We start from the raw sequence: 12,639 nt of genomic DNA on the forward strand, positions 1-12,639 counted from the left end.
CCGGGTCTTCGCGATCGGGCACGATGCGCAGTGTGCCCCTGGAGATCGCCTGCGACGAGTCCGGCTCCGAGGGCGAGAAACTGATCGGCGGGCAGACCGGCGTGTTCGCGCACGCGGGGGTCCGGTTGAGTCTCGAAGAGGCCGCGGCCTGCCTGGCCGAGCTGCGGCGAAGGATCCGTTCCCCGGCGGTCGAGTACAAGGCGAACCACCTTCTCCGCACGAAACACCGGCGGGTACTCGAATGGTTCCTCGGTCCGCTCGGCCCGGTCCACGGGCGGGCCCACGTGTACCTCGTGGACAAGAAGCGGTTGCTGGCGAACGAACTCCGGGCGCTCCTCGGCCCGGAGATCCGGCCGGACGACGAGCTCCTCGCCACGTTCAACGACGTGCTGCGGACCAGGAACCGCCGGGATCCGGCGGCGGGGTCGTTCTTCGCGATGGCCGGGGACACCGACGAATTGCGGGCGAAGGTCGGCCGGGCGCGTGACGCCAAGACCCTCGATCCGCTGGTGCCCGCGATCCTCCGCGCCATCGAGTACTGGAGCGCGGGAGGGGAGCCGGTCTTCCTCGTCCACGACGAACAACCGTCGCTCAAAGGGGACCGGCTCGCGCGGATCGAGTCGAGCCCGGGATTGGCCGGGGTGAAGTTCGTGGATTCACGGACGGATCCGCGGGTGCAGACCGCCGATTTCCTCGTCGGCGTCGCCCGCCGGATCGCCGAGGACGAATTGAACGGAAACGGTGACGAGATATTGACCGGATTGCTCGCGCCGTATGTCGACCCGGCGTCCCTCTGGGACTGATTCACTCCATGGTGCGCCGAATCGCTCGGGTGGACGGTTGCCCGGCGCGGCGGCGGGCTGGAAACGTCGGAACGGATCCGACACCGGCCCGGGAGGCAGTCGCAGATGCAGGCTTTCACCTTGCCCGAGTTCTACGTGCCGTATCCGGCCAGGATGAATCCGCACCTCGAAGCGGCGCGGGCGCACAGTATGGCCTGGGCGAGGGAAATGGGGATGCTCGATTCGCCGTCGCCGTCCGGTGACGTCGTCTGGACCGAGCAGGCGCTGGCGAAAATGGATTACGCGCTGCTCTGCGCGCACACCCATCCGGACTGTGACGGGCCGTCCCTCGATCTGGTCACGGACTGGTACGTGTGGGTGTTCTTCTTCGACGACGATTTCCTCGCGCAATTCAAGTACACCCGGAACACCGAGGGTGCCAAGGCCTACTTGGACCGCTTGGAACTGTTCATGACCGGGCCGGGGGAAAGCGCGCCGGAACCGGGGAACCCCGCCGAAGCCGGGCTCAAGAACCTTTGGGCGCGCACCATTCCTTCGATGTCGGAGGCCTGGCGGCGGCGTTTCGTCACCAGCACGCACAACCTGATGGTCGAATCGCTCTGGGAACTGGACAACATCGACCGCGGTCGCATCGCGAACCCCATCGAATACATCCAGATGCGCCGTCGGGTCGGCGGGGCGCCGTGGTCGGCGAACCTCATCGAGTTCGCCGTCGGTGCCGAGGTGCCGGACAGGATCGCGGCGACCAGGCCGATGGAGGTGCTGCGCGACACGTTCGCCGACGCCGTCCACCTTCGCAACGATCTCTTTTCCTACCAACGTGAAGTGCGAGAAGAGGGCGAGAACTCCAACGCGGTCCTCGTCTTCGAGAAGTTCCTCGACTGCCCGACTCAGGAAGCCGCCGAACTCACCAACGATCTGCTGACCTCGCGATTGCAGCAGTTCGAGAACACCGCGCTCGTCGAGGTGCCCGCGTTGCTCGCCGAGCGCGACGTCTCGCTGCCGGAGCAGATCGGGGTGGGCCTGTACGTCAAAGGCCTGCAGGACTGGCAGTCCGGCGGTCACGAATGGCATACCCGGTCGAGCAGGTACATGAACGAGGACGCGGCCTCCGGTGCCGGTGGGCTGGGCCTCGTCCAGCGGGTGCGGCAGCAGGCGCCCCCGCCGTTCGCGAAGACCGGACGGCTGCCGTTGCCGGAATTCCGCATGCCGTACCCCGTGCGCACCAGCCCCCACCTCGCCGCCGCCCGCGAATACGCACCCGGCTGGGCGCGGGAGATGGGGATGTTCGAGGGCGGGGTCTGGGACGAGCGCCGGTGCCGCGGGATCGACCTGGCGCACTGCGCCGCGATGATCGATCCGGCCGCGGACTTCGCCGGGCTGAAGCTGTCGACCGACTGGCTCACCTGGGGCACGTACGGCGACGACTACTTCCCGCTGCTCTTCGGGGCGAAACGGGACGCGGTCGCCGCGAAGCTGTGCAGTGACCGGCTTTCCCTGTTCATGCCGCTCGCGGACGAGCCGGTACCGAAGCCGTCGAACCCGATCGAGACGGGTCTCGCGGACCTGTGGGGCCGGACCGCGGGACCGCTGTCCCCGCACGCGCGCGCGGAGTTCCGGCGGGCGATCGAGAGCATGACCGCGAGCTGGGCCTGGGAGGTCGGGAACCAGGCGCAGAACCGCGTCCCCGACCCGGTCGACTACGTGGAGATGCGCCGGCGGACGTTCGGTTCCGACCTGACCAAGAGCCTCGCGCTCCTCCAGCTCGGCGACGTCGTGCCCGCCGAGCTCTTCCGGAATCGCGTCCTGTTCGAACTCGACACGGCGGCGCAGGACTACGCGGCCTTCTCCAACGATCTGTTCTCGTACCAGAAGGAGATCGAATACGAAGGCGAGGTGCACAACCTCGTGTACGTCGTCGAGCGGTTCCTGGACGTCGGCCGGATCGAGGCCCGCGACATCGCCGCCCGGCTGATGAACGCGCGGATGGCCCAGTTCGAGCAGCTCGCGGACGAGGATCTGCCGCGGATGTGCGACGACCTCGGACTCGGTGACGACGTCCGTGCGGAGCTGACGAGGTACGCGGACCACCTGAAGGACTGGATGGCCGGAATCCTGGAATGGCACCGGAAATGCGTGCGGTACACGCCGGAGGAGCTGGCACGCCTCCACACTCCCGAGCCGCCGGTGTTCTCGCTCGCGCCGAGCGGGATCGGGATGTCGGCCTGGCGGATCGGGAGCGGGGCGCGCTGAAGCCTGGCAGCGGCGAGAGGACCTGACGGCGTGTCCTCGCAACCTGCCTCTCTCACCTCTCGCAATCCCCTCCTGAGACCCGGCCGACGCCATGAACGGTCCTTTCCTTGCAAAATTTGCAAGGAAAGGACCGTTCATGGCGTCCCCGGCCGACCCACACTCACCAGAAGCGTCCCGAAAGTGGCTTTCGCGACACGGGTGCCGCCTGAGGCCGAACCGTCAGAACGCGGTTAGGACGATCCGCGCGGTCCGCGGGTCCCCGTCGTGCACCAGCGACTCGAAGTGCCCGACGTCGTCGAAGGCGAATCCGTACGCCTTCCCGTCGACCATCTGCTCGTGCACGATCCGCGAGTAGTGGTCGGTCACGGACTGCTTGTAGAACTGGCCCGCGTCGTACGTCGGCTGCGTGTGCAGGGAGCCGAGGGTCGAGCGGTGCAGCGCCGCGCACAGCGTCCGCGCGATCGGGCCGACGACCTGGTCGTTCGGCGCGTGCAGCCGTCCGTCGCAGTTGAAGACGTCGCGGGTGCCCGGCTTGCTGAACGACGCCACTTCGGCGCCCGAGGCGTCGGTGAAGCGCAGGACGTCGTCACCGCCGGTCCGGCCGGTGAACTTCTTGCCGGGTTCGGCTTCGAACGGGACCACGGTGAGCGGTGTCGACTTGTAGGTGTTCCAGGCGCTCGTGACGTAACCGTCGAGATAGGTGCCGCTGAACTTGCCGGTGTCGAGCCCCTTGCCCGGCGCGAGGACCCGCAGCCTGTTGTACACCAGGTTCGAGAATCCGGACTGTCCCTGGACGGCGTTGAAGATGTTCTCGCGGCCGCCGGGCTTCAGGCGCCCGGCCTCCTTGTTCGCGCCCGCCCCGTTGGTCAGCCCGACGGCGTGCGGCACGCTGAACATGTCGACCTGCGAGCTGTTGATGAACAGCCCGCCGTTGTCGTAGGTGAATTCGCTCCAGTCGAACAGGATGTCGCGGTTCGGGTCGCCGTCGGCCCACGGCGCGGGCTGCACCAGGCCGTCCGGGGTCAGGAAGAACTTGATCTTCTGCCCGAACGACATGTAGACCCGGCCCGAGAGCATGCGCGGGATCCGCAGCGTGGTCGAGCCGCCGTTGCCGGGGCCCGCGATCGAGACGTCCGGCGCGGGGCTCGGCGGGTTCGCGCCCGGCGGCCACGGGGTGAAGGTGCCCGCGGCGTTGACGTAGCCGAGCTTCCCGGTGTTGAGGTTCGTGCCGAGCACGTAGAGGTGGACCGCGTCGGAGCGGTTCGAATTGTTCGTCACGGTCAGCGGCAGCGGATCGGGCCCCGCGGCGACCGCGCCGGGCGCCGAAAGCGCCGAAACACCGGTGACCAGTGGGAGGGCGACCGCCAACGCGGTCAAAACGCGCCGGACTTTCTTGCGGATGCGCACAGTTCACTCCTCGGCGGAATCCCGCCGCGGAGCGTGGACGCGCCGCGGCGGTGCTTGCGGATGTCGGCCGGGGGCGCGTTCCCGGCCTGGGCGTGACCTTGGCGAGGGGTCTCAGCACGGGAAGTTACGTCGCGGGACGCCGACATGTCCAGACCACTGGTGGGAATCTGTCCGGTTTTCCGCCTCGACGGACAATTCGTGGCGGACCTTCGTCGATTGAGGTGGCCGGATTCCTCGACTACCGTTGTCCGGGTTCCGTCCTGGACCCCGGCGGCCGGGTTTTCTCATCCGTGGGGAGCGGGACATGAGCGACGAATTTCCGATGCGAAGAACCGGCGGCGGTGAGACGTGGATTTCTCCCGCCGGCTGGGACGGCCTCGCGAAGGCCGCGGTGGACGGCGAGCCGAGCGGGATGGACGACCTCATGTCCGCCGTCGCGGCGTGGGCGCGGCAGTACACCGAGACCCGTCTCGGCGGCCACGAGCTGACCTATCTCGAACCGGCCGACGTCGCGCAGGAGATCTGCCTCGCGGTCCTGGTCGCCGTCCCCGGGTACGGCGTGCGCGGCGGTTCCTTCCTGTTCCTCCTGCGCGCCATCGCGGCGAACAAGGTCGCCGACGTCTTCCGCAAGGCGGCGCGGAGCAAGCAGGTGCTCACCGATGAACTTCCCGAACGCCCGGCGGGGGACGCGGACGAACCGGAGCAGCGCGCGCTGCGGACCGACCTCGGGGTCCGGCTCGGCAGGTTGATGCGGATGCTGCCCGTCTCCCACCGCGAAGTGCTGGGGATGCGCGTGATCGGCGAGCTGACGTCGAACGAGACCGCGGCGGCGCTCGGTACGACGTCATCACGCGTGCGGGTGACCAAGCATCGCGCGATCAGCAGGCTGCGCGCCTGCGCTCAGCGCCAGGACGCCTTGAGCTGAATTCGGAACAACAGCCGGATCAACGGATTATCCCGTTTGGCGCGGGTTTCGAGAATGCGAACGCACATGGCCCCTCCAGAGCTCGCCGTCGAGCACCGCCGCCGAGGGCCAGAGCAGCGGTCTCGGGTCCCACCCTAGGCGCGGCCCGAGGCGCCGGAACCGGCTGAACGGACCATTGGCCCCCATTCGAACCGGGTTTTCAGCTTTTCGGACTACTGCATTGGTGCCGAAGAAATACTCGGGGACACGGCAAAGGGCGGAAATGTGCGAGGATGGTCGTGGCGCGGGCGACAGGCCCGTACTGTTCGCTCCTGACCTCGGCGGGCTCGTCCGGCACCGGACAACGCCGAGAGGCAGACATGAGGCCTACAAGGCCCGATCACACCGCACTGGTCTGGGCGAAGTTGCGTTCCCTCGCCTCGGAAACCGGTTCCGCGGTGACAGTGGAGCACGCGTGCATCGTCTGCGGAGAGGTTCTCGAGGCCGCGGGTGTCGGCCTCACCCTCGTCGCGAAAGGAGGTCCCGCCGAGCCGGTCTTCGCGACCGACGAACGCAGCAGGGAATTGGAAGACCTGCAGTTCACCCTGGGCGAAGGACCGGCGCTGGAGGTGATGGACGGCGGTATGCTCGTCGTCGTCACCGATATGACCGGTTCGGAGGCGTCGCTCCGGTGGCCGATGTTCGCTCCCGAGGCGATCGACAGAGGCGTCAAATCGATCGTCGCGGTGCCCATTCAGGCCGGGGCGATCAAAATGGGCGTGGTCGACTGCTATCGCGAACTCGCCGGGTTCCCTTCGGTGGATGGCCAGGCGGAAGCGCTCGTCTGCGCCGAAGCCGCGATCACCCTCGCTGTCGCCGACGTCGACGTCGGCAGGCCCGGTCTCGCCGAACTGATCGACCTCGAATTCACCCAGCATCGTGCTCAAATCCATCAGGCCGCGGGCATGGTGTCGGTCCAGCTCGACATCGGGCTCGTGGACGCGCTCGCCCGCTTGCGTGCCCACGCCTTCGCCCACGGCCGCAAGCTGAGCGAGGTGGCCGAGGACGTGGTGATGCGCCGGTTCGCGTTCCGGCCCGGCTCGTGATGGGTCGTGTGCTTAAGGAGAGAGCAGAAACGATGACCGACTCGGCGACCGCCTTGCGGGAAACCTTCGTACAGCTGGCGGACACGCTTGTCGACGACTTCGACCTCATCGAATTCCTCGATCTGCTCGCGTTCAGATGTGTCGAGCTGCTCGGCGTCTGCACCGCGGGCCTGTTGCTCGCGGAGCCGCGCGGCACGCTCACCATGGTGGCCGCTTCCGACGAACAAACCCGATTGCTCGAATTGTTCCAGTTGCAGAACTCCGAAGGGCCGTGCCTGGACTGCTACCAGGACGCCGCGCCGGTGAGATGCCCGGATCTGGTGCGTGCGCGCGGAAGATGGCCGAAGTTCTCACGGGAGGCGGAGAACGCCGGATTTCGTTCCGTGTACGCGTTGCCGATGCGGTTGCGGGAAGAAGTGATCGGCGCGCTGAACCTGTTCGGCACCAGCCCTGCCCTGGTCGACGACGAGGGATTGCGGCTGGGCCAGGCACTCGCGGACGTCGCCACGATCGGCATCGTGCATCACCGCCTGTTGCAGCGGCAGGAGATCATCACCGCACAACTGCAGACGGCGCTGAACAGCCGGGTGATCATCGAACAGGCGAAAGGCGTGCTCGCCGAACGGCTCGGGGTTTCGGTCAGCGAAGCGTTCGGCGTAATGCGCGCCTACGCGCGGAGCAACAACCGCAAGATCCTCGCCGTGGCGACCGGGATCATCGACCGCACGGTGGAAATCCGGCGCTGAGCGATACCGGTTCGGCGCTTGTCCGCCCCCGGCCGATTCCTAGACTGGATGGGTGTTTTCCCTGGAGCAGCTGGTGAGTTTCGTCGCGGTGGCCGAGGAACTGCACTACGGCCGGGCGGCGGAGCGGCTCTCGATGACCCAGCCGCCGTTGAGCAGGCGGATCCAGCTGCTGGAGCGCGAACTGGGGGTCGAGCTTTTCGACCGCGCGCACCGCACGGTCCGGCTGACCCCCGCCGGCCGCGTTTTCCTCGCCGAGGCAAGGAAGATCCTGCGTTCGTCGCACGAGGCGACGCTGTACGTGCGCCGGGCGAAGAAGGGTGAGGCCGGTGTCGTGACGCTCGGGTTCACCGCTACGGCGGCGTATTCCTTTCTCGAACGGGTCATCGCCGCGGCGCACGCCGAAGTGCCCGGCGTCGATCTCGTGCTCCGGGAAATGGTGACGGCGGCGCAGGTGGAGGAGCTGCTGGCGGGCGGGATCGACCTCGGCATGATCCGGCCGCCGGTCACCGGCGCCGACATCGTGACCCTGCCGCTGTGGCGGGAGCCGTTGCTGGCGGCGCTGCCGTCGGCGCATCCTTTGGCCCGGCGCAAGAAGAATCCCGGCGTCCGCGATTTCGACGGCGAGCCGTTCATCATGTATTCGCCGTCGGAGGGCCGGTACTTCCACGATCTGCTCGTGGCGGTGTTCCGTGCCGCCCGGGTGTCGCCGGAGTACACGCAATACCCCTGCCAGGTGCATACGGTGCTCGCGCTGGTGAAGGCGGAACTCGGGGTCGCGCTGGTGCCTGCCGCGGCCGGCACGCTGCGCTTCGAGGGCGTCGTGCTCCGTCCGGTGGACGGTGTCGAGGGCCGTCCGGTGGAACTCGAACTGATGTGGCGGCGCGGCAACGACAATCCGGCGCTCGGCGCGTTGCTCACCGCCGTCGGCAACCTGGCGCGGCGCGGCCGTCAGTCCACTGTGGAGTGATCGGGCCAGGCGTCGCCCCATTCGGCGTCGCGGGCCGCGCGGTAGGCGGTGCCGTGCCGTTTGGTGACGATCTTCTCGGTGAGTCCGGTCTCGGCGCACAGGGACAGGCTGACCATGCCCTTGCGTTTGGCCGGATGCCGCAGGATGCGGGCATCCGCGCGTTCCGTGGCCGTGCGGGAGGCCACGACGTAGGAGAACTTCTCGTCCTCGAAGCCGAGCGTCCCGGACTTGAGCTGGCGATGCAGGCCGGTGCGCGGGAGGCGCGCGGAGAAATGGCACCAGTCCTTGCCGCGCGGGATCGGGCACGCGCCCTCGTGGGGGCAGGGCGCGACCAGGGAGAGCCCGAGTTCGACGAGCTGATCCCGCGCCGTGACGATCCGTTCGTAACCCGCGGGGGTACCGGGTTCGATCAGCACCAGCATCGAGGCCTTCGCCGAGAGCCAGCGGACGGTGTCGGCCCGGCGGGCTTCGGGCAGCTCGCCGAGGACATAGGAGAGGGTCACCAGATCGGCCTCCGGCGCGGGTGCCGCCGGGTCGATCAGGCCGCGCCGCCAGGTCGAGCCCCGGACGGCCTTGTCCCCGGCGTTCTCCGCGAGCCGCCGCCCCAGCGCGATGGCGCCGGGTACCTGCTCGACGACGGTGCTCTCCTCCAGCGACGGCCACACGTCGGCCGCCGCCCAGATCGCGGCACCGGTTCCGCCGCCGATGTCGATCTGTGTCCGCGGAGCGAACCCTGGAGCGCGAAGGGCGGCTTCGGCGAGAACGGCGTGGACAGCCGCGTACGTGGCCGGCATCCGGTAGCCCGCGTACGCCGCGATGTCGGCTTCGGACGAGAGGATGGGCGCGCTCGCGGGGGCGTTCTCGCGGTAGCGCGTGCTGAGCCGCTCGACGGACTGGGCCAGCCTGTTCTGCGGGTACTTGCCCAGCTCCTCGTCGAGGGCGGAGCGGAGGGTTTCGGGGAGTCCAGGCACGATCGGAGATTCTCTCATGGGTGCTTGACCTGGGGTTTTCCGGCTGCTCGAATACTCGCGGAAAAAAGTTCGGGGACCGTGTCGAAACCTGGGGTGCCCGATCGACGCGTAGATGTGGCAGGGACGAGCCCCGCCGGGAACGGAGACTTCGATGCGGTTCATGGTGATTGTCAAGAGCGACGAGAAGACCGACGTCGCGGGTGCTCAGCCGAGTGCCGAGGAGCTGCAGGAGATGGGGAAGTTCAACGAAGAACTGGTGAAGGCCGGCGTCATGCTCGCGGGTGAAGGACTGCTCCCCAGCTCCGAGGGTTTCCGCCTCCAGTACTCCGGCACCGCCGAGGCGCGTGTCGTCGACGGGCCCTTCGCCGAGAGCAAGGAACTCATCGCGGGTTTCTGGATCCTGCAGGTCAAGGACCGGGCCGAGGTCCTTGAATGGATGAAGCGCGCACCGTTCCGCGAGGGCGAGATCGAGATCCGCCGGATCGCGGAGATGGAGGACTTCGACAACGCGACCCCCGAGATCGTCGAGCACGAGCAGAAGCTGCGGGAGCAGGCCGAGGGGAACTAGGCCGCCTCCGGCGAGTCTTGTTCGCGGTCTTCGCGCCCAGGTGGTCCCTGACGGCACGGGCGGATGCGCCCGAGTACGACCCGGTACGAGGGCGATCCGCCCGCACCGTCAGGAACCGCCTGGACCACGAAGCCCATCGAACAAGCCTCGCCGGACGCGGCCAGGGTTGCGGTCGTCGCGCCGACGCTGTTGATTGGTCGGCGTGACGGCAACAACAGACTCCCGTTCGGCGATCGACGCGGTGTGGCGGATCGAATCGGCCCGCCTCATCGCCGGCCTCGCGCGGATGACGCGCGACGTCGGCCTCGCGGAGGAGCTGGCGCAGGACGCGCTGGTCGCCGCGCTCGAACAGTGGCCTGAGTCGGGCGTCCCGAGGAATCCGGGCGCCTGGCTCATGACCACGGCGAAACGCCGGGCCGTCGACACCTTCCGGCGCAACGAGCGATACGAGAAGAAGCTCGGCGAGATCGGTCGCGAGCAGGAGTACGAGGAGGAGCCCGACTTCACCGCGGGCCTCGACGACCACATCGAAGACGATCTGCTGCGGCTGGTGTTCACCGCCTGCCACCCGGTGCTTTCGACCGAGGCCAGGGTGGCGCTGACGCTGAAGATGATCGGCGGGCTCCAGACGCACGAGATCGCGCGGGCGTTCCTGGCCAAGGAGACCGCCATCGCGCAGCGGATCGTCCGCGCGAAGAAGACGCTCGGCGACGCCAAGGTCCCGTTCGAGGTGCCCGAGGGGGCGGACAGGGTCGCGCGCCTTTCGTCGGTGCTCGAAGTCATCTACCTGATCTTCAACGAGGGGTACTCGGCGACGGCGGGCGAGGACTGGATGCGGCCCGCGCTGTGCGAGGAGGCGCTGCGGCTCGGGCGGATCCTGGCCGGGCTGATGCCGAAGGAACCCGAGGTGCACGGGCTCGTCGCGCTGATGGAGATCCAGGCTTCGCGGTCCGCCGCCCGCGTCGGGCCGAATGGCGAACCCGTGTTGCTGATGGACCAGGACCGCACGAAATGGAACCGGCTCCTGATCGGCCGCGGCCTCGCCGCGCTGGGACTCTCCGAGTCGCTCACGGGCGGCGCTTTCGGCGTCTACGCGGCGCAGGCCGCCATCGCCGCCTGCCACGCGCGGGCGCGGACGGGCGAGGACACCGACTGGGGGCGGATCGCCGTCCTGTACGAAGGGCTCGGGAAACTCAACCCGTCGCCGGTGATCGAACTGAACCGCGCGGTGGCGTTGTCGATGGCCGTCGGGCCGGAGGCGGGGCTTGAGATCGTCGACAAGCTGACGTCGGAGCCCGCGCTCAAGTCGTACCACCTGCTGCCGAGCGTGCGCGGCGACTTCCTGTCGAAACTCGGCCGCCTCGACGAGGCCCGCGCCGAGTTCGAGCGCGCCGCGGAGATGACCGGGAACGACCGGGAACGCACCCTGCTCCTGAACCGGGCCGCCGAATGCACCCCTCGCGGTTAGGCGGGGGCGGGGCGAAGCGCGGTCAGCGCACGGTGCTGCCCCAGCCGGACCGCCTGGACGGAGCAGCCGAGCGCGAGCGCGGTGTCGTCGGCGGAAAGCCCGACGAGCGACCGCAGCACCATGATCTCGCGCTGCTGCCCCGGCAAACCCGAAAGCGGGTTCGGCAGTTCGGCGGTGGTCCGGTGGAAGTCGTCGACCAGCCGGTGCGTGACGTCGTAGGCGAAGGTGAGCAGCGCGCGTGCCCCGCCCGACCCGGCGAAGATCTCGCGGCAGCTGTCCTTGGCGACCGCGTCGGCGATGTCGTAGGTGCCCGAACGACGGCCGATCCGCGCCCGGCAGTAACGCACGGCGAGGACGCGTACGGCGTCGACGAGTTTCGTCTCCATCCGTCCGCCGGCCTCCTCCGACCGCCGTGAACCGTGTCCTTCCATCGGCTCCCTCTCCCACCTTTCAGATGAGCACGGTCACGGGGAGGGAGGTACGGTCTTTTTGCCCACACGGGTGGGTCATGCCTCGATGAAGACGATCCGCTCCGGCTCGATCGTCAGGCGCACCGTCTGCCGTTTCACGCTCACCAAGGTCTCGAATTCCGTCGCGTGCCCGTCCGGGATCGTGAACAGGCGGTCGTCGCGGGAGTCGAGGAAGTCGGAGAAGCCGGTCAGCGAGACCCCGCCGCTTTCGTCGAGCGCGAGGTAGTCGACGAGCCTGCGGAAAAGTTTCGGCAGGATCACCAGTTCGTCGGCGAGTTGCCGCCGCGACGCGAGCTTGAACCCGGAGTTCGTGACGTCCTGCGGCCACAGCCCGAGCCCGTTCTCGCGGGCTTTGACCGCGGCTTCGGCCAAGGCGTCACGGAGATCGGGATAAAGCAGTGAATAGAACGTCGGGTAGACGAGGCCGTCCGCGACCTGCCGGTAGTTCGCGGAGTTCTTCAGCGTTTTGACGTCGAGATGGACCTTGGAAAGATCCGCCGACCGGCCCGGCCGTTGTCCGGGAAAGGCGAACGCGACGGCTCGTCCGTATTTGTCGGCGAATCGCGTCAGTATGTGACCCGGTACCTTGATCGGGGTCGACGAAGTGACCGTTCCCCGCTCGTCGCGTTCGACCGTTTTGAAGCCGAGGCACTTCAGCAGGTTCGCCGCGGCGGCGTCGGCGAATTCCGCGGGCTGATGCCACATCCCGCCGGTTCCCCTGGCCTGGTAATGCGTTTCGAGCGCGTCGATCGCGTCGAGCCGCAACTGCATCCCGCCCCGCGAATTGAGCCGGACCTTCAGGCCCGCCTTCTTGGTCGCCTGGGGGTCTTCGGGATAGAACCGCACCGAATCGCCGTCCGGTGAGGCTCCGACAAGCTGGAACGTACCTTTGATCAGCGTCATGGGCATGAGGACAACGGTAGTTCGCATTCCGGCGGGTGAACCAGGTGTTCATCCATCCAGCCCAATGGCCGGT

12 protein-coding genes are annotated in these 12,639 nt (G+C 68.1%); 8 read left to right on the forward strand and 4 right to left on the reverse strand.

Going from position 1 to position 12,639, the window contains the following annotated elements; genetic code table 11:
- Positions 1 to 23: 23 nt before the first annotated feature.
- Positions 24 to 803 (forward strand): DUF3800 domain-containing protein, encoded by a 780-nt coding sequence (locus tag ACIBTM_RS10835; protein ID WP_395876290.1) that lies wholly within the window; start codon positions 24 to 26, stop codon positions 801 to 803.
- Between the two features lie 105 nt (positions 804 to 908).
- The gene (locus tag ACIBTM_RS10840) at positions 909 to 3,056 is read left to right on the forward strand and encodes a germacradienol/geosmin synthase (protein WP_395876291.1); all 2,148 of its coding nucleotides are present in this window, start codon (positions 909 to 911) and stop codon (positions 3,054 to 3,056) included.
- 219 nt (positions 3,057 to 3,275) lie between these two features.
- On the opposite strand, the gene ACIBTM_RS10845 is transcribed toward ACIBTM_RS10840, so the two are convergent.
- Positions 3,276 to 4,463, reverse strand: a complete 1,188-nt coding sequence (locus ACIBTM_RS10845) for a beta-1,3-glucanase family protein (RefSeq protein ID WP_395876292.1) — start codon at positions 4,461 to 4,463, stop codon at positions 3,276 to 3,278.
- Positions 4,464 to 4,767: 304 nt separating this feature from the next.
- On the opposite strand from ACIBTM_RS10845, the gene ACIBTM_RS10850 reads away from it, so the two are divergent.
- The 4 genes from ACIBTM_RS10850 to ACIBTM_RS10865 all read left to right on the forward strand — a co-directional run bounded on the left by ACIBTM_RS10850 (position 4,768) and on the right by ACIBTM_RS10865 (position 8,186).
- Positions 4,768 to 5,388, forward strand: a complete 621-nt coding sequence (locus ACIBTM_RS10850) for a sigma-70 family RNA polymerase sigma factor (protein WP_395876293.1) — start codon at positions 4,768 to 4,770, stop codon at positions 5,386 to 5,388.
- 359 nt (positions 5,389 to 5,747) lie between these two features.
- Positions 5,748 to 6,473 (forward strand): ANTAR domain-containing protein, encoded by a 726-nt coding sequence (locus tag ACIBTM_RS10855; RefSeq protein ID WP_395876294.1) that lies wholly within the window; start codon positions 5,748 to 5,750, stop codon positions 6,471 to 6,473.
- 32 nt (positions 6,474 to 6,505) lie between these two features.
- On the forward strand, positions 6,506 to 7,219 hold the full coding sequence (locus ACIBTM_RS10860; RefSeq protein ID WP_395876295.1) for a GAF and ANTAR domain-containing protein: 714 nt from the start codon (positions 6,506 to 6,508) through the stop codon (positions 7,217 to 7,219).
- 52 nt (positions 7,220 to 7,271) lie between these two features.
- Positions 7,272 to 8,186: a LysR substrate-binding domain-containing protein gene (locus tag ACIBTM_RS10865; protein ID WP_395876296.1), complete on the forward strand. Its 915-nt coding sequence runs from the start codon at positions 7,272 to 7,274 to the stop codon at positions 8,184 to 8,186.
- On the opposite strand, the gene ACIBTM_RS10870 is transcribed toward ACIBTM_RS10865, so the two are convergent.
- Positions 8,168 to 9,175, reverse strand: coding sequence for a small ribosomal subunit Rsm22 family protein (locus tag ACIBTM_RS10870; RefSeq protein WP_395876297.1), 1,008 nt, complete (start codon positions 9,173 to 9,175; stop codon positions 8,168 to 8,170). The genes ACIBTM_RS10865 and ACIBTM_RS10870 overlap by 19 nt on opposite strands.
- A 133-nt stretch (positions 9,176 to 9,308) precedes the next feature.
- Between ACIBTM_RS10870 and ACIBTM_RS10875 the strand changes: the two genes are divergently transcribed.
- Together ACIBTM_RS10875 and ACIBTM_RS10880 are read left to right on the forward strand one after the other, a co-directional pair.
- Positions 9,309 to 9,725 carry a YciI family protein gene (locus ACIBTM_RS10875; RefSeq protein WP_395876298.1) on the forward strand — a complete coding sequence of 139 codons (417 nt, stop codon included), beginning with the start codon at positions 9,309 to 9,311 and terminating at the stop codon, positions 9,723 to 9,725.
- 193 nt (positions 9,726 to 9,918) lie between these two features.
- Positions 9,919 to 11,193, forward strand: coding sequence for an RNA polymerase sigma factor (locus ACIBTM_RS10880; RefSeq protein ID WP_395876299.1), 1,275 nt, complete (start codon positions 9,919 to 9,921; stop codon positions 11,191 to 11,193).
- Here ACIBTM_RS10880 and ACIBTM_RS10885 read toward each other — a convergent pair.
- The gene (locus ACIBTM_RS10885) at positions 11,190 to 11,579 is read right to left on the reverse strand and encodes a sigma factor-like helix-turn-helix DNA-binding protein (RefSeq protein ID WP_395876300.1); all 390 of its coding nucleotides are present in this window, start codon (positions 11,577 to 11,579) and stop codon (positions 11,190 to 11,192) included. The genes ACIBTM_RS10880 and ACIBTM_RS10885 overlap by 4 nt on opposite strands.
- 120 nt (positions 11,580 to 11,699) lie before the next feature.
- On the reverse strand, positions 11,700 to 12,572 hold the full coding sequence (locus ACIBTM_RS10890) for a nuclease (RefSeq protein ID WP_395876301.1): 873 nt from the start codon (positions 12,570 to 12,572) through the stop codon (positions 11,700 to 11,702).
- Between the last annotated feature and the right edge of the window lie 67 nt (positions 12,573 to 12,639).

The organism is Amycolatopsis sp. NPDC049868 (genome assembly GCF_044461365.1).
Classification (GTDB): Bacteria; Actinomycetota; Actinomycetes; order Mycobacteriales; family Pseudonocardiaceae; genus Amycolatopsis.

What these genes read in the sequence shown, in the direction of transcription:
- ACIBTM_RS10835 (WP_395876290.1), top strand. Translation starts at nt 24, where the DNA reads ATGCGCAGTGTGCCCCTGGAGATCGCCTGCGACGAGTCCGGCTCCGAG.
- ACIBTM_RS10840 (WP_395876291.1), top strand. Translation starts at nt 909, where the DNA reads ATGCAGGCTTTCACCTTGCCCGAGTTCTACGTGCCGTATCCGGCCAGG.
- ACIBTM_RS10850 (WP_395876293.1), top strand. Translation starts at nt 4,768, where the DNA reads ATGAGCGACGAATTTCCGATGCGAAGAACCGGCGGCGGTGAGACGTGG.
- ACIBTM_RS10855 (WP_395876294.1), top strand. Translation starts at nt 5,748, where the DNA reads ATGAGGCCTACAAGGCCCGATCACACCGCACTGGTCTGGGCGAAGTTG.
- ACIBTM_RS10860 (WP_395876295.1), top strand. Translation starts at nt 6,506, where the DNA reads ATGACCGACTCGGCGACCGCCTTGCGGGAAACCTTCGTACAGCTGGCG.
- ACIBTM_RS10870 (WP_395876297.1), bottom strand. Translation starts at nt 9,175, where the DNA reads ATGAGAGAATCTCCGATCGTGCCTGGACTCCCCGAAACCCTCCGCTCC.
- ACIBTM_RS10875 (WP_395876298.1), top strand. Translation starts at nt 9,309, where the DNA reads ATGCGGTTCATGGTGATTGTCAAGAGCGACGAGAAGACCGACGTCGCG.
- ACIBTM_RS10885 (WP_395876300.1), bottom strand. Translation starts at nt 11,579, where the DNA reads ATGGAGACGAAACTCGTCGACGCCGTACGCGTCCTCGCCGTGCGTTAC.
- ACIBTM_RS10890 (WP_395876301.1), bottom strand. Translation starts at nt 12,572, where the DNA reads ATGCCCATGACGCTGATCAAAGGTACGTTCCAGCTTGTCGGAGCCTCA.